Here is a 23,363-nt window from a genome sequence, read left to right on the forward strand (position 1 = left end):
TTCGGCTGTCCGAATTCAGATCTCTATCTTCGACCCCAACTCCACCACCGCGTTGTTCGGCAACCCCAGGAAGGCCGCCGCGCCGCTCGCGTTGTGGTGCATCTGCGCGAACAGCTTCTCGCGCCAGGGCGCCATGCCGCTGCCCAGCGTGGGGATCACGACGTCGCGCGAAAGGAAGTAGCTGGTCAGCATCGGCTCGAGCTGGCAGCCGCGCAGGCGCGCGTTGTCGAGCGCGCGAGGCAGGTCGATGTCGTTCTTGAAGCCGTAGTGCACGATCACCTGCCAGCAATGGCGGCCCAGCGGCTCGATCTCGATGCGCTTGTCCATCGGGATCCACGGCACCTCGTGGTTGCGCACGGTGACGAACAGGTTCTGCTCGTGCAGCACCTTGTTGTGTTTGAGGTTGTGCAGCAGCGCATTGGGCACCACGCCGGGCTCGGCCGTGAGGAACACGGCGGTGCCGTCCACGCGCACCGGTGGATTCTCGAACACCGAGTCGAGGAAGGCCTTCAGCTCGATGGCATCGGAGCGCTGCACCTCGCCCATGAGGCGGCGCCCTTCCTTCCAGGTGATCATGAGCATGAACACCGCGCCGCCGATCACCAGCGGGAACCAGCCGCCCTCGGGCAGCTTGAGCAGGTTCGACGCGAAGAACATGAAGTCGATGAAGAAGAAGGCCGCGGTCGAGGCGATGCACAGCGCCAGCGGCAGCTTCCAGGCATAGCGGATCACGAAGAAGGTCAGCACCGTGGTGATCAGCATGTCGGTGGTCACGGCGATGCCGTAGGCCGCGGCCAGGCTGCTCGAGGAGCGGAACATGACCACCGCCAGCACGATCGCCACGAACAGGCCCCAGTTGACCAGCGGGATGTAGATCTGGCCGGCCGTGCGCACGCTGGTGTGCTCGATGTTCAGGCGCGGCAGGTAGCCGAGCTGGATCACCTGGCGCGTGACGCTGAAGGCGCCCGTGATGAGGGCCTGCGAGGCGATCACCGTGGAGGCGGTGGCCAGCAGCACCAGCGGGATCAGCGCCCACTCGGGCGCCATCATGAAGAACGGGTTCTTCACGGCCTCGGGATTGGCCAGCAGCAGCGCGCCCTGGCCGAAGTAGTTGAGGATCAGCGCCGGCATCACCACGGTGAACCAGGCAATGCGGATCGGTGCCTTGCCGAAGTGGCCGAGGTCGGCGTACAGCGCCTCGGCGCCGGTCACGCACAGCACGATGGCGCCCAGCAGGATGAAGCTGGTGCCGGGGTTGTCCCAGATGAACTTGAGCGCGTAGAACGGGCTCAGGGCCTTGAGGATCTCGGGATGGTCGACGATGTGCCACACGCCGAGCACCGCCAGCGAGAGGAACCACACCAGCGTGATCGGCCCGAAGAAGCGGCCGATGCCCGCGGTGCCGTGCTTCTGCACCGCGAACAGGCAGAACAGCACCACCAGCGTGATCGGGATCACGTAATGCTTGAAGTGCGGCGACACCACCTCCAGGCCCTCGACCGCCGAGAGCACCGAGATCGCCGGCGTGATCACCCCGTCGCCGTAGAACAGCGAGGTGCCGAAGATGCCGATCACCAGCAGCAGGTGGCGCAGCCGCGGCTTGTCGGCCACGGCGCGCGAGGCCAGCGCCAGCATCGCGACCAGGCCGCCCTCGCCCTCGTTGTCGGCGCGCAGCACGAGCACCACGTACTTGAGCGAGACGATGGTGGTGAGCGTCCAGACGAACATCGAAAGGATGCCGTAGACGTTCTCGACGGTGAAAGGCACGTGGCCGTGGCCGAAGACTTCCTTGACGGCGTACAGCACGCTGGTGCCGATGTCGCCATAGACGACGCCGATGGCGCCGACGATCAGGCCGGCGGAGAGGGATTTGGGGGCTGACACGAGGTCGATGGGAAAAGGGCCGGCGGCTCGCGATGACGACGCATCAGGTATGCCAGGGGGCGTGCCCGGGCGGACGGTGCTTCCGCCGCGCCTCGATCCTCGCCCTCGCCGCCCTTCGATTTCCGTTGCTGTGGGGCCGCTATTCTGCCGTCACCCGCGCGGGCCGCAAACACGGCGGGCGGTGGGGGTCATTCGTAGACTTCGGCATCCGGGTCGGTGGCTTCCATCTCGTAGCTGGCGGCGACCATCGCGAGACGTCCGACCACGCCGTACATGTAGAAGCGGTTGGGCGCGCTGGCGCCGGGCTTGGCGCCGGGCTGCGGCAGGTGCGCGCTCTCGGAGAAGGCCAGCGGCACGAAGCTCGCGCCCGGCAGCTTGAGGTTCTCGTCGGGCGCGCTGTCGGCATGCACGCGGTAGAAGCCGCCGACCACGTAGCGATCCATCATGTAGACCACGGGCTCGGCCACGCCGTTGTGCACGCGCTCGTTGGTCAGCACGCCCTCCTGCACGATGATCTCGCCCGGTTCGCGGGCACCGGCCGGCCGGGCGGCCGCGCCGCGCGCCTTGCCCACGAGGCCCTCGACCTCCTTGGCGTCGCGCACCGTCAGCACGCGCGGGCCCTCGGCGCCGCTCTGGCCCTTGACCACCACGAAGGGCTTCTCGTTGATGCCGTATTCCTTGTACTTGCGGCGCACCTTGGTCAGCACCGCATCGACGTGGCTGGTCAGCACGTCGAGGCCGCGGCCCTCGGCGAGGTCGACGCCGTCGGCGCGCGCGTAGATCGGGTTGATGAGCCAGGGATCGATGCCCAGCAGCTTGCCGAAGCGCTTGGACAGCTCCTCGTAGCTGTGCAGGTGGTTGCTCTTGCGGCGCACCGACCAGCCCGCGTGCAGCGGCGGCAGCAGGTACTGCTCGTGCAGGTCCTCGAGGATGCCGGGCGTGCCCGCCGAGAGCGCGTTGTTCAGCAGGATGGTGCAGGGGTCGAAGTTCTTCAGGCCCAGGCGGCGCTTGGTGCGCACCACCGGCTCGAGCGTGACGACGTCGCCGTGCGGCAGCTCGATCTTCTTGGGCGACTTGATCGCCGGATCGATCGAGCCCACGCGCACGTTGAGCCCGGCCATGTGGAAGATCCGCACCATCTGCGCCACGTTGGCCAGGTAGAAGCTGCTGTTCTTGGCGTTGTTCTCGGGGATCACCAGCAGGTTGCGCGCCTCGGGACAGATCTTCTCGATCGCGGCCTGCGCGGCCTGCACCGCCAGCGGCAGCATTTCCTTGGTGAGGTTGTTCCAGCCGCCGGGAAAGAGGTTGGTGTCGACCGGCGCCAGCTTGAAGCCCGCGTTGCGGATGTCGACCGCGCTGTAGAAAGGCGGCGTGTGCTCCATCCACTCGAGCCGGAACCAGCGCTCGATGGCGGGCATCGAGTCGAGCACCCGCTGCTCCAGTTCGTTGATCGGGCCGGTCAAGGCTGTGACGAGATGCGGAACCATGCGGCGGCCTTCTTTGTTTTCTACTTAACGGTATGCGGGATTCTAGGATTTGGGGACACGAACCCCGATGACAAGCACCATGGCCTACGTGGAATCCACACGCGCCGCCGATGCGAAGGGCACCGCAAGGCGCCCGTCGCGCCCCCTCAGGTCCGGACTTCGCCCTGCCCCAGCACCACGTACTTGAGCGAGGTCAGCCCCTCGATGCCCACCGGTCCGCGGGCGTGGAACTTGTCGGTGCTGATGCCGATTTCGGCCCCGAGGCCGAACTCGAAACCGTCGGCGAAGCGTGTGCTCGCATTGACCATGACGCTTGCCGAATCGACCTCGCGCAGGAAACGCTGGGCATTCACGTGGTCGCGCGTGACGATCGCGTCGGTGTGGTGGCTCGAGTAGTGGTTGATGTGCGCGATGGCCTCCTCGAGGCCCGCCACCACCTTGATGCTGATCACCGCGGCCAGGTATTCCTCGGACCAGTCGGATTCCACCGCATCGACCACCTTTGCTCCCGGATCGATAGCACCATCGGCGCGCAGGATCTGGGCCGCGGCCGGATCGCAGCGCATCTCGACGCCCTTGGCGGCGAAGATGGCGCCGATCTTCGGCAGGAAGTCCTCGGCCACCGAGGCCGCCACCAGCAGGCCTTCGGCGGCATTGCAGGGGCTGTACTTCTGGGTCTTGGCGTTGTCGACGATGCGCAGCGCCATGCCGAACTCGGCCGTGTCGTCGACGTAGACGTGGCAGTTGCCGTCCAGGTGCTTGATGACCGGCACCTTGGCGTCGCGGCTGATGCGCTCGATCAGGCCCTTGCCGCCGCGCGGGATGATCACGTCGACGAACTGCGGCATCGCGATCAGCTGGCCCACGGCCTCGCGGTCGGTGGTCTGCACCAGCTGCACCGCCTCCACCGGCAGGCCGGCCTCGGCCAGTGCCCCGGACACCAGCAGCGCCAGCGCCTTGTTCGACTCGATGGCCTCCGAGCCGCCGCGCAGGATGGCGGCGTTGCCCGACTTGATCGCGAGGCTCGCGGCCTCGATGGTCACGTTGGGGCGGCTCTCGTAGATCATGCCGAAGACGCCGATCGGCACGCGCATCTGGCCGACGCGGATGCCGCTGGGCTGCTGCTTCATGCCGATGATCTCGCCGATCACGTCGGCCATGCCCGCGAGCTGCTCGCAGCCGAGGGCGACGGTCTCGATCACCTTGGGACCGAGCTTCAGGCGGTCGACCATCGGGGCCGACAGGCCCGCGGCCGTGGCGCGCTCGAGGTCCTTCTGGTTGGCCGCGGCGAGCACCGGGCCGGCTTCGCGCAGGCGCCGGGCCAGCGCCTTCAACGCTACGTTTTTGGTAGCTGCATCCGCACGCGCCATGAGGGCGGCGGCCGTTTTTGCCTGCAGACCCAGGGTCTGCATGTGTTCACTGACATTGAACGCGTTCATGGGCGGCATTTTCCCACGCCAACCCTGCGGGCGGCTGACGCCGGGAATTCAGGCGCGGCGCGGTGCCGCGGCGGCACCGTTGCCGCAGGCGCGGCACAGCATCAGCGCCAGCCGCTGCAGCGCCTGCCAGCCGCCGGCCGGCCAGTCGGGCTGCTTCAGGCCCTTGACGATGCCGTCGACCAGGTGCGCCGCGCGCAGCAGCCGCGCCAGCATGCGGTCGTCCAGCCGCGGCAGCACGCGCTCGAAGGCGCGCTCGCGCGGGCCCCAGATGCGGTTCTCGCGCAGCGCCATCGGCAGCGGCCGGCCCGCGGCCATCGCATCCTTCACGCGCTTGAGCGCGCGGATGTCCTCGGCCAGCGTGTAGTGCACCAGCACCTCGGCCTCGCCCTCGGCCTGCAGGCCGTCGAGCATGCGCGCCACGCGCTGCGGGTTGCCGCCGAGCACGGCCTCCGACAGCTTGAAGACGTCGTAGCGCGCGACGTTGTTGACCGCGCCCTCGACCTCCTCCCAGCCGAGCTCGCCCTCCGGATGCAGCAGCGCGAGCTTCTGGATCTCCTGGTGCGCCGCGAGCAGGTTGCCCTCGACGCGGTCGGCGAAGAACTGCAGCGTGCGCTGGCCCTCGTCGCCGGGCTTCACGCGCTGGCCCTGCAGCGCGAGCCGCTGGGCGATCCACTGCGGCAGCGCGGCGCGCTCGATCGGGTCGACCTGGATGCTGGCGCCGTGGTTCTCGAGCGCCGAGAACCAGGCGCCGGTGCGCGTGGCCTTGTCCAGCCGCGGCAGCATCACCAGCGTGAGCGTGCCTTCGTTCGAGGCCGCGCCCTCGGCGATCTGCTGCAGCGCGACGCTGCCGTCCTTGCCGGGCTTGCCCGAGGGAATGCGGATCTCGACCATCTGCTTGTCGGCGAACAGCGAGAGCGAGCCGCCGGCCGCGAGCACCGCGCTCCAGTCGAAGTGCGCGCCGGCCACGGTGTACGAGCTGCGCTCGGTATGGCCCTGCGCGCGCGCCGCCGCGCGGATGGCGTCGGCCGCCTCCTGCGCGAGCAGCGGCTCGTCGCCGTGGATCGTGTAGAGCGGCTTCAGCCCCTTCTGCAGGTGGGCCGCGAGCTGGGCGCTGGCGAGCTGCATCGCGTCAGCGGCCGCTCACAGCGTCTTCACCGCCCCGAGGCGGCGCACCAGCTGCTGCGCGATGTCGACCTGCATGTCGCGGAACAGCAGGTCGGCCTCGCCTTCCTTGGCCAGCGCGTTGGTCTCGTTGAAGGTCAGGTCGCGCGTCTGCATGAGCTCGGTGGCCGCCAGCAGGTCCTTGCCGCCCTGCGCATGCAGGCGGAAGCGCACCTTGAGCACAAGCTGGATCTCGCGCAGCAGGCCGACCGAGTTGGTCGACACCACCAGCCGCTCGCGGTCCTCGCCGAGGATCTCGAGCACCGCCTCCGCGGTCTTGTCGTCGCCCGGCAGCAGGGTCACCGTGCCGGCCGCGCGCAGGTTGCGGCGGATCTGGTTGACCAGCGCCGAATTGCCCGAGATCGCGATCGACTTGAAGGCGAAGACCGGCGGCTTGCGCAGCTCGAAGCCGCAACCGGCCAGGCCCAGCGAGGCGCCGCCGGCGGCCAGGCCCAGGAGGAAGCCGCGGCGCGGCAGCGAGACAGTGCGGATGTTCATGCTTGGCTTGTTCAAATGACCACGTTGACCAGGCGGCCCGGCACCACGATCACGCGCTTGGCGCTCGCGCCCGGCGCGAAGGTGGTGAAGTCCTCGCAGGCCAGCGCGAGCTTCTCGATCTCTTCCTTCGAGGCGCCGGCCGGCACCAGCAGCTTGCCGCGCAGCTTGCCGTTGACCTGCAGCATCAGCTCGATCTCGTCCTGCGCCAGCGCATCGACGTCAACCGTGGGCCAGGGCGCGTCGAGCAGGGCGCCGAGCGCCTGGTCGTAGCCGAGCTCGGTCCACAGCTGCTGGGCGATGTGCGGCGTGGCGGGATAGAGGCAGCGCAGCAGGATGCCGAAGCCTTCGTGCAGCGTGGCCGCGTCGCCCGCGCTGCCGTCGGGCTTGAAGCCCTCGAGCGCGTTGAGCAGCTTCATCGCGCCCGAGACCACGGTGTTGTATTGCATGCGCTGGTAGTCGTAGTCGACCTGGCGCAGCACGGTGTGCACCTCGCGGCGCAGCGCCTGGGCCGGCTTGCCGTAGGCTGGCTTGCCACCCGCGGGGGTCGCGACGGCGGACTGCGCCGCGCCGAAGTTCCACACGCGGCGCAGGAAGCGGAAGCTGCCCTCGACGGCCGCGTCGTTCCACTCGAGCGTGGCTTCGGGGGGTGCCGTGAACATGGTGTACAGGCGCGCGGTGTCGGCGCCGTACTTCTCGATCAGGTCCTGGGGGTCGACGCCGTTGCGCTCGCTCTTGCCCATCTTGCCGACGCCGCCGTACTCGACCTTGGTGCCGTCGGCCGCGGTGCCGCCGACGATGCGGCCCTGCGCGTCGAGCTCGGGCGTGACATCCGAGGGCGGGAAGTAATCCTTGCCGCCCTTCTCGTTGCGCGCGTAGAAGATCTGGTTGAGCACCATGCCCTGGGTCAGCAGCTTGCTGAAGGGCTCGTCGGCCTTCACCAGGCCGAGATCGCGCATCACCTTGGTCCAGAAGCGCGCGTACAGCAGGTGAAGAATGGCGTGCTCGATGCCGCCGATGTACTGGTCCATCGGCATCCAGTAGTCGGCGCCTTCGGCCACCATCGCCTGGTCGTTCTTCGGATCGCAGTAGCGCATGAAGTACCACGACGAGTCGACGAAAGTGTCCATCGTGTCGGTCTCGCGCCGCGCGGGCTTTCCGCACACGGGGCAGACCACGCCGGCGTGAAAGCCTTCGTGCTTGTGCAGCGGGTTGCCCGAGCCGTCGGGCACGCAGTCGGTGGGCAGCACCACCGGCAGGTCCTTCTCGGGCACCGGCACCGCGCCGTGCTCCTCGCAATGGATGATCGGGATCGGCGTGCCCCAGTAGCGCTGGCGGCTCACGCCCCAGTCGCGCAGGCGCCAGGTGGTCTGCAGCTCGCCCAGGCCCTTCTGGCCCAGCGCATGCGCCACGGCGGCCACGGCCTCCTTGTAGGTCATGCCGCTGAAGTTGTCGGAGTTGATGGTCACGCCGCGCTGCTTGTCGCCGTACCAGTCCTGCCACTTGTGATAGTCGAAGTGCGGCTCGTCGTCGACCAGCACCACCTGGATGATCTCGATGCCGTACTTGTTGGCGAAGGCGAAGTCGCGCTCGTCGTGCGCGGGCACGCCCATCACGGCGCCGTCGCCGTAGCCGATCAGCACGTAGTTGCCGACCCACACCGGCACCTGCTCCTCGGTGATCGGGTGCGTCACCGTGAGGCCGGTGGGCACGCCCTTCTTCTCCTGGGTGGCGAGCTCGGCCTCGGTGGTGCCGCCGCTCTTGCACTCCTCGATGAAGGCCGCGACCTTGGGATCGAGCGTGGCGGCATGCGCGGCCAGCGGATGCTCGGGCGCGACGGCGCAGAAGGTCACGCCCATGATGGTGTCGGCGCGCGTGGTGAACACGTACATGCGGCCGTCCTGGATCGGCTGGCCGTCGGCGCCCTTGATGTCATGGGTGAAGGCGAAGCGCACGCCCTCGCTCTTGCCGATCCAGTTCTCCTGCATCAGCTTGACGCGCTCGGGCCAGCCCGGCAGCTTGTGCTGGGTGTGCTCGAGCAGTTCCTCGGCGTAGTCGCTGATCTTCAGGTAGTAGCCCGGGATCTCGCGGCGCTCGACCGTGGCGCCGGTGCGCCAGCCCTTGCCGTCGATCACCTGCTCGTTGGCCAGCACGGTCTGGTCGACCGGGTCCCAGTTCACGACCTGGGTCTTGCGGTAGGCGATGCCCTTCTCGAGCATCTTGAGGAACAGCCACTGGTTCCACTTGTAGTAGCTCGGATCGCAGGTGGCGATCTCGCGGCTCCAGTCGATCGCCAGGCCCATGGCCTGGAGCTGGCCCTTCATGTAGGCGATGTTCTCGTAGGTCCACTTGGCCGGCGGCACGCCGTTCTTCAGCGCCGCGTTCTCGGCCGGCAGGCCGAAGGCGTCCCAGCCCATGGGCATCAGCACGTTGTAGCCGCTCATGCGCAGGTAGCGCGTGAGCATGTCGTTGATCGTGTAGTTGCGCACGTGGCCCATGTGCAGCTTGCCGCTGGGATACGGCAGCATCGAGCAGGCGTAGTACTTCTTGCGGCTCGCGTCCTCGGTCACGCGGTAGGCATCGGCGGCGCTCCATTGCGCCTGGGCAGCGGACTCGACGTCGCTGGGTTTGTAGCTGGGGTTCATGACGGGGTTCGGCAGGAGCCCGGCGCGGGGCGGCCGGGAAGGCGGATTATCGCGCCCCGGCCGCCCGGCTCCCGCCGGGCCGGGCCATTCAGCGGGCTTTGGGTGCCGGCCGCCGGTCGGGCTGCGGCGCGGGGGTCCATTCGTCGCCGTACAGCTCGGGCTCGGCGTAGGCCTCGATGTTGGCGAAATGGCGCTCGAAATCCTCGCGGTAGAACAGCCCCGCGATGCCCGCGGCCAGCCGCTTGGCGCCGTCGCTGATGGCCGGGATGTCGCCCGAGACCGTGCCGTGCGAGAGCGCGGCCGGATAGCAGAAGCAGTGGATGCGCGCCAGCCCCGGGCAGGCGCCCGCCACCCGCTCCTCGAACTCGAACGCCGGGCCGAGGTCGGGCGAATCGGCCAGTTCCTGGTCCTCGTCGCCGGGCGCGGGCACGAAGCGCTCCTTCCAGGTCCGCACATGGGGCGCGATGGCGGCGAACTCGGGGCGCGCCGCCCAGTCGACCTTGAAGCCGGTCGAGACGATCAGGAAGTCGAACTCGAAATCCGCGCGCGGCGTCGCCACGCGGATCGCGCCGTCGCCGGCCAGCGCCACCGCCTCGACCGGGCAGCCGAAGTTGAAGAAGGCGTTGGCGAAGCGCGACACGCGCAGGGTGCTGCCGTGCGGCGGCGGCACGTTGAGCCGGTTGATGTAGTGGCGCACGCGCCACTTGTTCTCGTCGGGCAGGTCGTAGTGCCCCTGGGTCAGGCCCGGCACGCCGGCGCCCTTGCCCTTGTTGACGCGCGGCAGGTCGGGGCGGCGGATCAGCAGCTCGACGCTGCGCGCGCCGGCCTCCAGCGCGGTGGCGGCGCTGTCCATGGCCGAGGAGCCCGCGCCGATCACGCCCACGCGCAGCCCGGCGAGCCGGCCGTAGTCCATGGCGTCGGACGAATGCGCCCAGCGCTCGCGCGGCAGCCCGGCCACGAAATCCGGCACCGCCGGGCCGCCGAGGCCGTCGCGCCCGGTGGCCAGCACCGCGCGGCGCGCGAACACGCGCCGCGCGCCGGCGGGCGTGCGCAGGTCCAGCCGCACCAGCGCGCCGCCGGCCTCGGGCACGGTCGCCGTGACCGCGCAGTCGTTGCGCACCTCGAGCGCCATCGCGCGCCGGTACCAGCGCAGGTAGTCCATCCATTGCAGCCGCGGGATCTTGTCGAGCGCGGCCCAGGCGGCGCCGCCGTGCTGGGCCTCGAACCAGGCGCGAAAGCTCAGCGCCGCGAGCCCCAGCGCCGGGCCGGTGAGTTCCTTCGGCGAGCGCAGCGTCTCCATGCGCGCGGTGGTGGCCCAGGGTCCCTCGAGACCTTCGGGCGCGCGGTCGAACACCACGGCGTGGATGCCCTGGTTCGCGAGCGCGGCCGCCGCGGCCAGCCCGGCCTGCCCGCCGCCGACGATGGCCACGTCGAGCACCGCCTCGCCCTCGTGTTCGCAGGCCGGCATCCAGGCGCGGGCGCGCCAGCCCAGGATGTCGAGGTCGCGCGCGAGCCGGCGCTCGAGCGCGGGCAGCCCTTCGGCATCGGAGGCGGGGGGCGGGGAACCCGCGTTGGCGTGAGGAATCGTCTCTGTCATGGAGCGCGTGCAGTGTAGAGAGTCGCGGGGCGCGCACGAGCGTACCGCTGGCCCGGATTTCGCATGCCACAATGATTTCAGACCAAGGGACAGCATGGGCAGCAGCAGCAACGGCAGCAAGAGCGATGACTGGTGGCGCGGCGCGGTGATCTACCAGATCTATCCGCGCAGTTTCATGGACAGCAACGGCGATGGCATCGGCGACCTGCCCGGCATCACGGCGCGGCTGCCGCACGTGGCCTCGCTCGGGGTCGATGCGATCTGGGTCTCGCCCTTCTTCCGCTCGCCGATGAAGGACTTCGGCTACGACGTGGCCGACTACCGCGCGGTCGACCCGATGTTCGGCACCCTGGCCGACTTCGACGCCATGCTCGCGCGGGCGCACGAACTGGGCCTGAAGCTCGTCATCGACCAGGTGCTCTCGCACACCTCCGACCAGCACGCCTGGTTCGCCGAGAGCCGCGCGAGCCGCGACAACCCCAAGGCCGACTGGTACGTGTGGGCCGACCCCAAGCCCGACGGCACGCCGCCCAACAACTGGCTCTCGGTCTTCGGCGGGCCGGCCTGGCAATGGGATTCGCGCCGCCGCCAGTACTACCTGCACAGCTTCCTGGCCGAGCAGCCCGACCTCAACTTCCATTGCCCCGCGGTGCAGGACGCGCTGCTCGGCGAGGTCGGCTTCTGGTGCGAGCGCGGCGTCGACGGCTTCCGCTTCGACGCCTGCAACCACCAGTTCCACGACGCCCTGCTGCGCAGCAACCCGCCGGCCTCGGCGCAGTCGGTGGGCGAGGTCAGCACGGTGCGCGCCGACAACCCCTACGCGATGCAGCAGCATCTGTACGACAAGAGCCAACCCGAGAACCTGCTGTTCCTCGAGCGGCTGCGCGCCCTGCTCGAGCGCCACGGCGCGGTCGCGCTCGGCGAGGTCGGCGACGAGAACGCGCCGCCCGTGATGGCGCAGTACACCGCGCGCGGCCGGCGCCTGCACCTGGCCTACAGCTTCAGCCTGCTGACCGCCGACCACACGGCGAAGCACCTGCGCCAGCAGGTCGAGGCGCTCGACCATGCGCTCGCGGCCACCGGCGGCTGGGGCTGCTGGGCGGTGTCGAACCACGACGTGCCGCGCGTGGCCACGCGCTGGAGCGACGGCGCGGCGCCCGACGTTCGGCGCAGCCGCCTGTGGCTCGCGCTGCTGCTGTCGCTGCGCGGCAGCGCCGGCATCTACCAGGGCGAGGAGCTGGGCCTGCCCGAGGCCGAGGTGCCGTTCGAGCTGCTGCAGGACCCCTACGGCCGCGCCTTCTGGCCCGAGTTCAAGGGCCGCGACGGCTGCCGCACGCCAATGCCCTGGCGCGGCGACGACGCGCAGGGCGGCTTCACCACCGGCACGCCCTGGCTGCCGATGTCGCCCGCGCAGCTGCCGCTGGCGGTCGACCGCCAGGAAGGCGATGCTCGGTCGATGCTGGCCTTCAGCCGCGCGATGCTGCGCTGGCGCCGCGCGCAGCCGCTGCTGCACACGGCAGCCATCGCCTTCTTCGACGCGCCCGAGCCGGTGCTGTGGTTCGAGCGCCGCGAGGGCGCGAATTCACTGCAGGCCGTGTTCAACCTCGGCGCGGCGCCGGTGTCGATCATGCTGCGCGAAACCCTGCGCGCCGTGGCCGACGCGCCACTGGCGTCGACCGCGACGCTCGGCGGCGCCGACGGTCGCGCGCTCACGCTGGCGCCCTTCGGCGCCTTCTTCGGCGAACCGATTACCGACTGACCCCATGGCCCCGACGCAACTGCCCGAAGCCGAAGTCCATGCGCTGATGCGCGCCGAGCACGGCGACCCCTTCGGCGTGCTCGGCCCGCACGAGACCGCGCGCGGCCTGGTGGTGCGCGCGCTGCTGCCCGGCGCGCAGGGCGTCACGGTGCTGCATGCGCGCTCTGGCTGGCCGTTGGCCACGCTCGAGCGGCACGAGGGCTCCGACCTCTTCGCGGGCCTGGTGCCCGCGGCCCAGGCGCGCATGGGCTATGCGTTCCAGGTCGACTGGGGTTCGCACGTCTCGCGCATCGACGACCCCTACCGCTTTCCCTTCGTGCTCGGCGACACCGACATCTGGCTGCTGGCCGAGGGCACGCACCTGCGCCCCTGGGAGCGCCTGGGCGCGCACCTGCGCGAGATGGACGGCGTCAAGGGCGTGGCCTTCGCGGTCTGGGCGCCGAATGCGCGCCGCGTGTCGGTGGTCGGCGACTTCAACAACTGGGACGGCCGGCGCCACATGATGCGGCTGCGCCGCGAGTGCGGCGTGTGGGAGGTCTTCGCGCCGCACGTGGCGGTGGGCGATGCCTACGAGTTCGAGATCCTGTCGGCGCAGGGCGAGCTGCTGCGCAAGGCCGACCCCTTCGCCTTCTCGTCGCGGCTGCGGCCCGACACCGCCTGCGTGGTGCGCCCGCTGCCGCCGGTCGCCACCATGCCCGCGGGCCGCGCCAAGGCCAACGGGCGCGATGCGCCGATCAGCATCTACGAGGTGCACCTGGGCTCGTGGCGGCGCAAGAACGGCCACGAATGGCTGGACTACATCGAGCTCGCCGACACCCTGGTGCCCTACGTGCGCGACATGGGCTTCACCCACATCGAGCTGCTGCCCATCACCGAGCATCCGTTCGACGGCTCCTGGGGCTACCAGCCGATCGGCCTCTATGCGCCGACCTCGCGCTTCGGCACCCCGAGCGACTTCCGCTTCTTCGTGGCCGCGGCGCATGCAGCCGGGCTCGGCGTGATCCTCGACTGGGTGCCCGCGCACTTCCCGACCGACGCGCACGGCCTGGGCCGCTTCGACGGCACGGCGCTGTACGAGTACGCCGATCCGCGCGAGGGCTTCCACAACGACTGGAACACGCTGATCTTCAACTGGTCGCGCACCGAGGTGCGCAACTACCTCGTGGGCAACGCGCTGTACTGGCTCGAGCGCTACGGCATCGACGGCCTGCGCGTGGACGCCGTGGCCTCGATGCTCTACCGCGACTACAGCCGCGGGCCCGGCGAATGGGTGCCGAACGCGCAAGGCGGGCGCGAGAACCTCGAGGCGATCGAGTTCCTGCGCCGCATGAATCGCGTGGTGGGCACCGAGCGCCCCGGCGCGGTGACGATCGCCGAGGAGTCGACCAGTTTTCCCGGCGTGACGCGCCCGCCCGAGGACGGCGGGCTGGGCTTCCACTACAAGTGGAACATGGGCTGGATGAACGACACCCTGGCCTACGCGGGCAAGGACCCGGTGTATCGGCCGCACCACCACCGCGAGATCACCTTCGGGCTGATGTACGCGCACAGCGAGAACTTCGTGCTGCCGTTTTCGCACGACGAGGTGGTGCACGGCAAGGGCTCGATGATCGCGCGCATGCCGGGCGACGAATGGCAGAAGTTCGCGGGGCTGCGCAACCTGTACGGCTATCTCTGGGCCTATCCGGGGAAGAAGCTGCTGTTCATGGGGTGCGAGTTCGCGCAGATGGCGGAGTGGAATGCGGATCGCAGCCTTGATTGGCATCTGCTCGAGCACGCATCGCATCAAGGGGTGCGGCGGCTGGTGCGGGATCTCAACAACGTGTATCGGCACTATCCGGCGTTGCACGAGCTCGACCATGAAGGGGCGGGGTTCGAGTGGCTGGTGCATGACGATACGGCGCAGTCGGTGTTTGCCTTTGTTCGTCGGGGGCGGGATGGGGCGTTCGTTTTGGCCGTCTGCAACTTCACGCCTGTGGTTCGGCATGGGTATCGGGTGGGGGTGCCTTGTTCGGGGTCCTATCGGGAGATCATCAATACCGATGGGGTTGTTTATGGGGGGAGTGGGGTGGGGAATGGGGTGGTTGTCAGTGAGGCTTTGGCTTGGCATGGGAAAGCGGATTCGGTGGTTGTTGATTTGCCTCCCCTGGCTACCTTGATGTGGGTGTTGGCTTGAATTTGAGTTGTTTGTCTTGCAGACGCAGGTGCCGGGAATTCCGCCCGGCGGCGGACCTACTTTCTTTTGCTTCCCCAAAAGAAATTAGGCAAAGAAAACGCGACCCCACTGTCTGTGTCCCTCCGCTTCGCTACGGGCAACCTGCGGTGCTCGGGGAAAGCGGGGGTCCGCAGAACTCGCTCCACTTCGTTCCGCTCAGACAGCTGCGGCCCTTATCCCGCTTTCCCCTGCGCTCCTCGGCACAGCCAGAGGGGATCAGGGTCAACGCGCCATGGCGCGTCCTTGTGTGGGGAGGTGCGAGTGCGAAGGCCCCGGGTCTTCTTCCACCGGGGCCGAGCGAAGCGAAGGCCCGTTGGGTATCCGGGGCCGAGCGCAGCGATGGCCCGACCCACCCCCTCTGGCTGCGCCGAGGAGCGCAGCGTTTCGCGGACAAGGGCTCGCAGCTGTTTGAGCGAAGCGAGTTCTGCGAGACCCCGCGAAACGCGAGCACCGCAGGTTGCCCCGTAGCGAAGCGGAGGGGTCGCAGACAGCGGGGTCGCCTTTTCTTTGGTTACTTTCTTTTGGCGAAGCAAAAGAAAGTGACTCGCCCGCCGGGGCGAATTCCCGGCTCCAGCCTCAGCAAGAGAAAGCCTCACCCATCGTGCTGAACCCAGGAACCTCACACCCCCTAGGCGCCACGGCAACCCAGACAGGCGTCAACTTCGCCCTGGCAGCCCCCCATGCAGAAAAGGTAGAACTCTGCCTCTTCGACCCCACAGGCACCCACGAACAGCAGCGACTCAAGCTCCCCGAGTTCACAGACGGCATCTGGCACGGCCACCTCCCCAGCGCCCGCCCCGGCCTCGTCTACGCCTACCGCGTCCACGGCCCCTGGTCCCCGAGCGAGGGCCACCGCTTCAACCCCTCGAAGCTGCTGCTCGACCCCTACGCCCGCGAGATCGTCGGAAGCTACGACGGCAGCGACCTCTTCCACGGCCACGCCGCCGCAGACCCGACGCAGCGCGACACACGGGACAACGCCAGCATCGCCCTCAAGGCCCGCGTGGTGTCCCCATCGACCACTCGAGCCCCAGGCCACGCCCGCATCCCCGCCACCGACCGCGTCATCTGCGAGCTCCACGTCCGCAGCCACACGAAGCTGCACCCCGCCGTCCCCGCCCCCCTGCGCGGCAGCTACGCCGCCCTCGCCGAGCCGGCCGTGCTCGACCACCTGCAGCGCCTGGGCGTCACCACCCTGAGCCTGATGCCGGTGCAGCACCGCGCCGACGAGGAACGGCTGCTCGCGATGGGCCTCACGAACCACTGGGGCTACAACACCATCGGCTGGTTCGCGCCCGAGGCACGCTACTGGAGCGGCCGCCCCGGCACCACGCCGGCCGGCGAATTCCGCGCGCTGGCCGACGCGGTGCATGCGCGCGGCATGGAACTGGTGATCGACGTGGTCTACAACCACAGCGCCGAGAGCGACGAGCTCGGCCCCACGCTGTCGCTGCGCGGCATCGACAACGCCCTCTACTACCACCTGCGCGCCGACGACCGCGCGCTCTACGAGAACTGGGCCGGCACGGGCAACTGCCTGAACCTCGGCGAGCCGCGCGTGCTGCAGCTCGTGATGGACAGCCTGCGCTTCTGGGCCGGCGAGATGGGAGTCGATGGCTTCCGCTTCGACCTCGCGCCGGTGCTGGGCCGCGCCACGGCCACGGGCTTCGACCCTCGCGCGCCCTTCTTCGCGGCCATCGCGCAGGACCCGCTGCTGTCGCGCACGCTGCTGATCGCCGAGCCCTGGGACATCGGGCCCGGTGGCTACCGGCTCGGCGAATTCCCGCCGGGCTGGCTCGAATGGAACGACCGCTTCCGCGACACGCAACGCGGCTTCTGGCTGCGCCAGGACCGCGAGGGACGCGCGGGCCTCGGCGACTTCGCGCACCGCTTCGCGGCCTCGAGCGCGCAGTTCGCGCACGACGGGCGCTCGCCCGCCGCGAGCGTGAACTTCGTGACCGCGCACGACGGCTTCACGCTGCGCGACCTGCTGAGCTACGACACGCGCCACAACGAGGCCAACGGCGAGAACAACCGCGACGGCCATGGCCACAACCTGAGCCGCAACTGCGGCGTGGAAGGCCCGAGCGACGACCCCGCGGTGCGGGCCGAACGGCTGCGGCTCTCGCGCGCGCTGCTGGCCGCGCTGATGCTGTCGCAGGGCACGCCGATGCTTCTGGCCGGCGACGAGATCGGCCACTCGCAACACGGCAACAACAACGCCTACTGCCAGGACAACGAGACCACCTGGCTGCACTGGGTCGGCAGCACCGATCCGGCCGGCGAGCCGGCTCGGCTGAGCGCCTTCGTGGCGCGGCTGGCCGCGCTGCGGCGCGCGGCACCGGTGCTGCGCAGCACGCGCTGGTGGCCGGCCGATCCCGCGCCGGGCACGGCCGGCATCCGCTGGCTGCGGCCCGATGGCACGCCGATGCAGCCGCCGGACTGGGAAGGCGGCACGACCCTTGCAATCCTGTTCGGCAGCCTGGAGGCAGGCACCGCCAAGGAGACACCGACATCGACCACCCCCCCAGCCACACCGAAGGCAGCGCCGGCCTGGCTGCTGCTCGTGAACGCGGGCGCGCGGGCGCAGCCGTTCCGCCTGCCGCCCGGCGCCTGGCGCTGCGTCCTCGCGAGCGACCCCGCCATCGACCCGGGCCCCGAGCCCTCGGTGGTGAACGCCACCGAGGTCGAGATACCGCCCTCGAGCCTCTGGATTGCAACAACGTAGGAGCCCGCGCCGCGCGGCGGTGCTAGTGTGCAAGGGCCCGAGCGGGCACAGGCACGTACAGAAACTCTGACGACACACGAACGAACGGAGACACAGGATGGACCCCAAGACCCCCGCGGCCGCCCCCGGCGCGCCACTGCAATCGCACCAGCTCGTGCGCCGCACCATCGCGCTGGTGCTGGCCGGCGGACGCGGCTCCCGGCTCAAGCAGCTGACCGACCGGCGCGCCAAGCCGGCCGTGTATTTCGGCGGCAAGTTCCGCATCATCGATTTCGCGCTCTCCAACTGCCTCAACTCGGGCATCCGCCGCATGGCGGTGGTCACGCAGTACAAGTCGCATTCGCTGATGCGCCACCTGCAGCGCGGCTGGAGCTTCCTGCGCGCCGAACTCAACGAGATGGTCGACGTGCTGCCCGCGCAGCAGCGCATGGGCGACGAGCACTGGTACCGCGGCACGGCCGACGCGGTCTACCAGAACCTCGACATCATCCAGACCCGCTCCACGCCGCACGACTACGTGGTGGTGCTCGCGGGCGACCACATCTACAAGATGGACTACTCGATCATGGTCAAGGACCATGCCGAGAGCGGCGCCGGCTGCACCGTGGGCTGCATCGAGGTACCGCGCATGGAGGCCACGGCCTTCGGCGTGATGGCGATCGACGACAGCCGCCGCATCACCAGCTTCCTCGAGAAGCCGGCCGACCCGCCCGCGATGCCGGGCCATCCCGACGTGGCGCTGGCCAGCATGGGCATCTACGTGTTCGATTCGGCCTACCTCTACAAGCTGCTCGAGGAAGACAGCCGCGACCCGAACTCCAGCCACGACTTCGGCAAGGACATCATCCCGCGCGCGGTGGCCGAGGGCCGGGCGCTCGCGCATCCCTTCGGCATGTCCTGCGTCACGCGCGCCGCGCGCGGGCCGGATGCCAAGGCCTACTGGCGCGACGTGGGCACGATTGATGCATTCTGGGCCGCCAACCTCGACCTCGCGTCGATCACCCCGGAGCTGGACATCTATGACACCGACTGGCCGATCTGGACCTACCAGCGGCAGCTGCCTCCGGCGAAGTTCGTGCTCGACCACGACGGCCGCCATGGCATGACGGTCAACACCATCGTCTCGGGCGGCTGCATCGTCTCGGGCTCGCAGGTCAGCAGCTCGGTGCTGTTCTCGGGCGTGCGCATCCATTCGTTCTGCACCATCCACGAGGCGGTGTTGCTGCCCGACGTGGAGGTCGGGCGCGGCTGCCGGCTCAGCCGCGTGGTGATCGACCGCGCCTGCGTGATCCCCGACGAGATGGTGATCGGAGAGGACGCCGAAGCCGATGCCGCGCGCTTCGAGCGCACCGAAACGGGCGTGGTGCTGGTCACGCGCGAAATGCTCAAGCGGCTGGCGGAGCGCTCCGCGGCGCCCGCCGCCTGATGCCGCCGATGAGAGTCCTCCAGGTCAGCGCCGAACTCTTCCCCCTGCTCAAGACCGGCGGCCTGGCCGACGTCGCTGGCGCGCTGCCGCTCGCGCTGATGGCCGCGGGCCAGGACGCGCGCGTGCTGCTGCCGGGCTTCCCGGCCATCGTGGCGGGCGTGCGCGGGCTCGCGCCGGTCGCGGCCTTTTCGGCGCCCTGGGGCGAACGCTTCGGGCTGCTGCAGGGGCGCATCGAGATCGACGGTGCGCCGCCGATCCCGGCCTACGTGGTCGACGCACCCGCGCTGTTCGACCGGCCCGGCAATCCCTACGAGGACGCCAACCGGCAACCCTACGGCGACAACCACCGGCGCTTCGCGCTGCTGGGCTGGGCCGCGGCCCAGCTCGCGCAGGGGCTCGATCCGGCCTGGCTGCCCGAGGTGGTCCATGCGCACGACTGGCACGCGGGGCTCGCGCCGGCCTACATGGCCTTCGCGCGCGGCGTCGACGGGCCGCGCGTGGGCAGCGTCTTCACGGTCCACAACCTCGCTTACCAGGGCCTGTTCGCGCCCTGGCACTTCCCCGAGCTCGGCCTGCCCGCGCCGGCCTTCCAGATGAACGGGCTCGAATACCACGGCCAGCTCTCGTTCATGAAGGGCGGGCTCGCCTATGCCGACCGGCTCACCACCGTGAGCCCGACCTACGCGCGCGAGATCCAGACGCCCGACCAGGGCTGCGGCCTCGACGGCCTGCTGCGCCAGCGCGGCGGCGTGCTCGACGGCATCCTCAACGCGGTCGACGACCAGGTCTGGAACCCGGCCGCCGACCCGGCGCTGGTGCAGGGCTACCAGGCGCCCGAGGGCCGCCACATGACGGGCAAGGCGCGCTGCAAGTCCGTGCTGCAGCACCAGCTCGGGCTGGCCGCGCGGCCCGACGCGCCGCTGTTCATCCTCGTGAGCCGGCTCACCGAACAGAAGGGCCTGCGCCTGGTGCTGCAGGGCCTCGACGCGCTGCTCGCCCAGGGCGGCCAGCTCGCGCTGCTGGGCAGCGGCGAGGCCTGGCTCGAAGACGCCTTCCGCCAGCGCGCGGCCGCCGCGCCCGACGCGGTCAGCGTCACCATCGGCTACAACGAGACGCTCGCGCACCAGCTCTTCGGCGCGGGCGACGTGACCCTCGTGCCCTCGCTGTTCGAACCCTGCGGCCTGACGCAGATGTACGGCCTCAAGTACGGCAGCCTGCCGCTGGTGCGCCGCGTCGGCGGGCTGGCCGACACGGTGGTCGACAGCACGCTCGAGGACATGGCCAGCGGCGAGGCCACCGGCTTCGTGTTCGACCGTTTCGACTCGGCGGACTACGATCGCGCGGTACGCCGCGCCTTCGCGCTCTACCAGCGCGCACCCGACTGGCGGCGCGTGCGCGGCCATGCGATGCGGCGCCCCGCCGACTGGGCCACCGCGGCCGCGCAGTACGTGGCCGTGTACCGGCAGGCACTGGCCGCGGCCCAGGCACCGACGCCCCTGCCCCACTGACGAAGGCGCAGGCATCCGTTCAACCCGCACACAAGACACACCCACCATGACGATCGAAGACTTCGCCTACGACCATCCCGACCGCGATGTCGCGGCCTTCAAGCGCGCCGTGGCCAACAAGCTGATCTACGCGGTCGGCAAGGACCCCGTGGCCGCGAGCCAGGACGACTGGCTCTACGCCACCGCGCTCGCGGTGCGCGACCAGCTGGTGGAGCGCTGGATGGCCACCACGCGCGCCAACTATGCGCAGGACCTCAAGCGCGTGTACTACCTGTCGATGGAGTTCCTGATCGGGCGCACCTTCACCAACGCGCTGCTCGCGGTCGACCTGCACGCCACCGTGCGCGACGCGCTGGCCGACTTCGGCGTCGACATCGAGGCGCTGTCCGAGCGCGAGCCCGACGCGGCACTCGGCAACGGCGGCCTCGGCCGGCTCGCGGCCTGCTTCCTCGACTCGATGGCCACGCTCGGCGTGCCGGGCATGGGCTACGGCATCCGCTACGAGTACGGCATGTTCCGCCAGCGCATCGTCGACGGCCAGCAGGTGGAGACGCCCGACTACTGGCTCACGCGCGGCAATCCCTGGGAATTCAAGCGGCCCGAGGTCAACTACCGCGTGCGCTTCGGCGGCCGCGTGCAGAAACGCGAAGGCACCAACGCGCCCTACGGCGCGGCCGACTGGGTCGACACCCACGACGTGCGCGCCGTGGCCTACGACACCATCATCCCGGGCTACGGCACGCAGGCCACCAACACGCTGCGCCTGTGGTCGGCGCGCGCCACCGAGGAGATCGACCTCTCGGCCTTCAACCGCGGCAACTACATGGCGGCGGTGGAGAGCAAGAACCACTCGGAGAACGTCTCGCGCGTGCTCTATCCCGACGACTCCACGCCCTCGGGCCGCGAGCTGCGGCTGCACCAGGAGTACTTCTTCTGCAGCGCCAGCGTGCAGGACCTGCTGCGGCGCTACCTGCGCAACCACACCAGCTTCGACCGGCTCTCGGAGAAGGTCAGCATCCACCTCAACGACACCCACCCGGTGCTCGCGGTGCCCGAGCTGATGCGCCTGCTGCTCGACGAGCACGGCCTGCCCTGGGACACGGCCTGGGCCCACACGCAGAAGGTGTTCAGCTACACCAACCACACGCTGATGCACGAGGCGCTCGAGACCTGGCCGGTCGAGATGCTCGGGCGCATCCTGCCGCGCCACCTGCAGATCATCTACGACATCAACGCGCGCTTCCTCGCCACCGTGACGCAGACGCACGGCAACGACGTCGAGCTGATGCGCCGGCTCTCGCTGGTCGACGAGGCCGGCGAGCGCCGCGTGCGCATGGCCTACGTGGCGGTGCTCGCGAGCCACTCGATCAACGGCGTGTCGGGGCTGCACTCGGAGCTGATGAAGCAGTCGATCTTCGCGGACTTCGCGAAGATCTTTCCCGAGCGCTTCAACAACAAGACCAACGGCGTCACGCCCAGGCGCTGGCTCGCGCAGGCCAACCCGCCGCTGGCCGCGCTGCTCGACCAGCGGCTGGGCAAGGGCTGGCGGCGCGACCTCTCGCAGCTCGAGGCGCTGCGGCCGATGGCGACGCAGCCGCCCTTCGTGCGCGCCTTCCGCCACGCCAAGCGCGAGAACAAGCTGCGGCTGGCCAACTGGATCGAGCAGCACATGAACATCGTGGTCGACACCGACGCGATGTTCGACGTGCAGGTCAAGCGCATCCACGAGTACAAGCGCCAGCTGCTCAACGTGCTGCACGTGATCGCGCGCTACCACCGCATTCTCGACGCCCAGGCCGCGGGCGGCAGCGTCGACATGGTGCCGCGCGTGGTGGTGTTCGCGGGCAAGGCGGCCTCGGCCTACGTGATGGCCAAGCAGGTGATCCGGCTCATCAACGACGTGGCCGCGACCATCAACGCCGACGCGCGCGTGGGCAAGCTCTTGAAGGTGGTGTTCCTGCCGAACTACAGCGTGAGCCTGGCCGAGATCATCATGCCGGCGGCCGACCTGTCGGAGCAGATCTCCACCGCCGGCACCGAGGCCTCGGGCACCGGCAACATGAAGTTCGCGCTCAACGGCGCGCTGACCATCGGCACGCTCGACGGCGCCAACGTCGAGATGCGCGAGAACGTCGGGCCCGAGAACATCTTCATCTTCGGCAACACCACGCCCGAGGTGGCCGAGATCCGCGCGCGCGGCTACCAGCCGCGCGACATCTACGACGGGAACGAGGAGCTGCGGCGCGTGCTCGACGCGATCCGCGACGGCGCCTTCTCGCCGGCCGAACCGGCGCGCTACCAGGGCATCTACGACGCGCTCGTGAACTGGGGCGACCACTACCTGCTGCTGGCCGACTACGCGAGCTATGTCGCGAAGCAGGCCGAGGTCGATGCGCTCTACCGCGATGCCGATGCCTGGACGCGCATGGCGATCCTCAACGTGGCGGGCATGGGCGCCTTCTCGTCGGACCGCACGATCGCCGAGTACGCGCACGACATCTGGCAGACCAAGCCGGTGGTGCTGGGCTGAGCCCGGCGCCGGGCGGCATCAGCGCGGCGTCGTCGGCGGCGGCGCCTCGGTGACGAAGCCGATGCGGCTCAGGCCCGCCTTGTTGGCGATGCCCATCAGGGCCACCACGCGGCCGTAGGACACGGTCTGGTCGGCGCGCAGCTGGACCTCGGTGTCCTTACTGTCGGCGGCGGCCTTCTCGAGGCGGGTCGCGAGCTCCTCGTCGGTCACGGGCTGGTCGTTGAGGAAGACCTTGCCCGAGGCGTCGACCGACAGGCTCACGAACTTCGGCGTGTCGTTGGGCTGGCCGGCATCGGTCTGCGGCAGGTCGAGCTTGATCGAGCTGGCCATCAGCGGCGCCGTGATGATGAAGATCACCAGCAGCACCAGCATCACGTCGACCAGCGGCGTGACGTTGATGTCGGACAGCGGCCGCTGTCCGCCGGCACCGGTGGCACGGCCACCGCCGGCGGAGCTGCTGCCGAGCGAGGTGCGTCCGAAGGCCACGGC

Annotated in this window: 14 protein-coding genes; 6 read left to right on the plus strand and 8 right to left on the minus strand. The window is 69.6% G+C overall.

Annotation, left to right across the window (positions count from 1 at the left end; genetic code table 11):
- Positions 1 to 15: 15 nt before the first annotated feature.
- From ACEN9J_RS17575 to ACEN9J_RS17605, 7 genes are all read right to left on the minus strand, one after another.
- Positions 16 to 1,884, minus strand: a complete 1,869-nt coding sequence (locus ACEN9J_RS17575; protein ID WP_057593843.1) for a potassium transporter Kup — start codon at positions 1,882 to 1,884, stop codon at positions 16 to 18.
- A 188-nt stretch (positions 1,885 to 2,072) separates the two neighbouring features.
- Complete coding sequence (gshA, locus tag ACEN9J_RS17580; RefSeq protein ID WP_057593842.1) at positions 2,073 to 3,371, minus strand: glutamate--cysteine ligase; 1,299 nt, start codon at positions 3,369 to 3,371, stop codon at positions 2,073 to 2,075.
- 146 nt (positions 3,372 to 3,517) lie between these two features.
- Positions 3,518 to 4,810 (minus strand): glutamate-5-semialdehyde dehydrogenase, encoded by a 1,293-nt coding sequence (locus ACEN9J_RS17585; protein WP_413761651.1) that lies wholly within the window; start codon positions 4,808 to 4,810, stop codon positions 3,518 to 3,520.
- Positions 4,811 to 4,858: 48 nt separating this feature from the next.
- The gene (gene holA / locus ACEN9J_RS17590) at positions 4,859 to 5,935 is read right to left on the minus strand and encodes a DNA polymerase III subunit delta (RefSeq protein ID WP_261209494.1); all 1,077 of its coding nucleotides are present in this window, start codon (positions 5,933 to 5,935) and stop codon (positions 4,859 to 4,861) included.
- Positions 5,936 to 5,950: 15 nt separating this feature from the next.
- Positions 5,951 to 6,469, minus strand: coding sequence for an LPS assembly lipoprotein LptE (gene lptE / locus ACEN9J_RS17595; RefSeq protein WP_413761652.1), 519 nt, complete (start codon positions 6,467 to 6,469; stop codon positions 5,951 to 5,953).
- 11 nt (positions 6,470 to 6,480) lie between these two features.
- Positions 6,481 to 9,111, minus strand: coding sequence for a leucine--tRNA ligase (leuS, locus tag ACEN9J_RS17600; protein ID WP_413761653.1), 2,631 nt, complete (start codon positions 9,109 to 9,111; stop codon positions 6,481 to 6,483).
- Positions 9,112 to 9,199: 88 nt separating this feature from the next.
- Positions 9,200 to 10,708 (minus strand): SidA/IucD/PvdA family monooxygenase, encoded by a 1,509-nt coding sequence (locus ACEN9J_RS17605; protein ID WP_413761654.1) that lies wholly within the window; start codon positions 10,706 to 10,708, stop codon positions 9,200 to 9,202.
- 94 nt (positions 10,709 to 10,802) lie between these two features.
- Here ACEN9J_RS17605 and ACEN9J_RS17610 point away from each other — a divergent pair, with 94 nt between their 5' ends.
- The 6 genes from ACEN9J_RS17610 to ACEN9J_RS17635 all read left to right on the plus strand — a co-directional run bounded on the left by ACEN9J_RS17610 (position 10,803) and on the right by ACEN9J_RS17635 (position 22,874).
- A complete protein-coding gene (locus ACEN9J_RS17610; RefSeq protein ID WP_413761655.1) occupies positions 10,803 to 12,467 on the plus strand; it encodes an alpha-amylase family glycosyl hydrolase in 1,665 nt (554 codons plus the stop codon).
- A 4-nt stretch (positions 12,468 to 12,471) separates the two neighbouring features.
- Entirely contained in the window at positions 12,472 to 14,643 is a 2,172-nt protein-coding gene (glgB, locus tag ACEN9J_RS17615) for a 1,4-alpha-glucan branching protein GlgB (RefSeq protein ID WP_413761656.1), read from the plus strand.
- Between the two features lie 640 nt (positions 14,644 to 15,283).
- Entirely contained in the window at positions 15,284 to 17,410 is a 2,127-nt protein-coding gene (gene glgX, locus ACEN9J_RS17620; RefSeq protein ID WP_413761657.1) for a glycogen debranching protein GlgX, read from the plus strand.
- Between the two features lie 97 nt (positions 17,411 to 17,507).
- Positions 17,508 to 18,836 (plus strand): glucose-1-phosphate adenylyltransferase, encoded by a 1,329-nt coding sequence (glgC, locus tag ACEN9J_RS17625; RefSeq protein ID WP_057593834.1) that lies wholly within the window; start codon positions 17,508 to 17,510, stop codon positions 18,834 to 18,836.
- 8 nt (positions 18,837 to 18,844) lie between these two features.
- Positions 18,845 to 20,344: a glycogen synthase GlgA gene (gene glgA / locus ACEN9J_RS17630; protein ID WP_413761658.1), complete on the plus strand. Its 1,500-nt coding sequence runs from the start codon at positions 18,845 to 18,847 to the stop codon at positions 20,342 to 20,344.
- A 46-nt stretch (positions 20,345 to 20,390) separates the two neighbouring features.
- Complete coding sequence (locus ACEN9J_RS17635) at positions 20,391 to 22,874, plus strand: glycogen/starch/alpha-glucan phosphorylase (RefSeq protein WP_413761659.1); 2,484 nt, start codon at positions 20,391 to 20,393, stop codon at positions 22,872 to 22,874.
- An 18-nt stretch (positions 22,875 to 22,892) separates the two neighbouring features.
- On the opposite strand, the gene ACEN9J_RS17640 is transcribed toward ACEN9J_RS17635, so the two are convergent.
- Positions 22,893 to 23,360, minus strand: coding sequence for an ExbD/TolR family protein (locus tag ACEN9J_RS17640; protein WP_413761660.1), 468 nt, complete (start codon positions 23,358 to 23,360; stop codon positions 22,893 to 22,895).
- Between the last annotated feature and the right edge of the window lie 3 nt (positions 23,361 to 23,363).

The sequence above is a fragment of the Variovorax sp. Varisp41 genome (genome assembly GCF_047325085.1).
In the GTDB taxonomy this organism is placed as follows: domain Bacteria; phylum Pseudomonadota; class Gammaproteobacteria; order Burkholderiales; family Burkholderiaceae_C; genus Variovorax.

What these genes read in the sequence shown, in the direction of transcription:
- ACEN9J_RS17605 (WP_413761654.1), bottom strand. Translation starts at nt 10,708, where the DNA reads ATGACAGAGACGATTCCTCACGCCAACGCGGGTTCCCCGCCCCCCGCC.
- leuS (WP_413761653.1), bottom strand. Translation starts at nt 9,111, where the DNA reads ATGAACCCCAGCTACAAACCCAGCGACGTCGAGTCCGCTGCCCAGGCG.
- holA (WP_261209494.1), bottom strand. Translation starts at nt 5,935, where the DNA reads ATGCAGCTCGCCAGCGCCCAGCTCGCGGCCCACCTGCAGAAGGGGCTG.
- glgB (WP_413761656.1), top strand. Translation starts at nt 12,472, where the DNA reads ATGGCCCCGACGCAACTGCCCGAAGCCGAAGTCCATGCGCTGATGCGC.
- ACEN9J_RS17585 (WP_413761651.1), bottom strand. Translation starts at nt 4,810, where the DNA reads ATGAACGCGTTCAATGTCAGTGAACACATGCAGACCCTGGGTCTGCAG.
- lptE (WP_413761652.1), bottom strand. Translation starts at nt 6,469, where the DNA reads ATGAACATCCGCACTGTCTCGCTGCCGCGCCGCGGCTTCCTCCTGGGC.
- ACEN9J_RS17635 (WP_413761659.1), top strand. Translation starts at nt 20,391, where the DNA reads ATGACGATCGAAGACTTCGCCTACGACCATCCCGACCGCGATGTCGCG.
- glgC (WP_057593834.1), top strand. Translation starts at nt 17,508, where the DNA reads ATGGACCCCAAGACCCCCGCGGCCGCCCCCGGCGCGCCACTGCAATCG.
- gshA (WP_057593842.1), bottom strand. Translation starts at nt 3,371, where the DNA reads ATGGTTCCGCATCTCGTCACAGCCTTGACCGGCCCGATCAACGAACTG.
- ACEN9J_RS17610 (WP_413761655.1), top strand. Translation starts at nt 10,803, where the DNA reads ATGGGCAGCAGCAGCAACGGCAGCAAGAGCGATGACTGGTGGCGCGGC.
- glgA (WP_413761658.1), top strand. Translation starts at nt 18,845, where the DNA reads ATGAGAGTCCTCCAGGTCAGCGCCGAACTCTTCCCCCTGCTCAAGACC.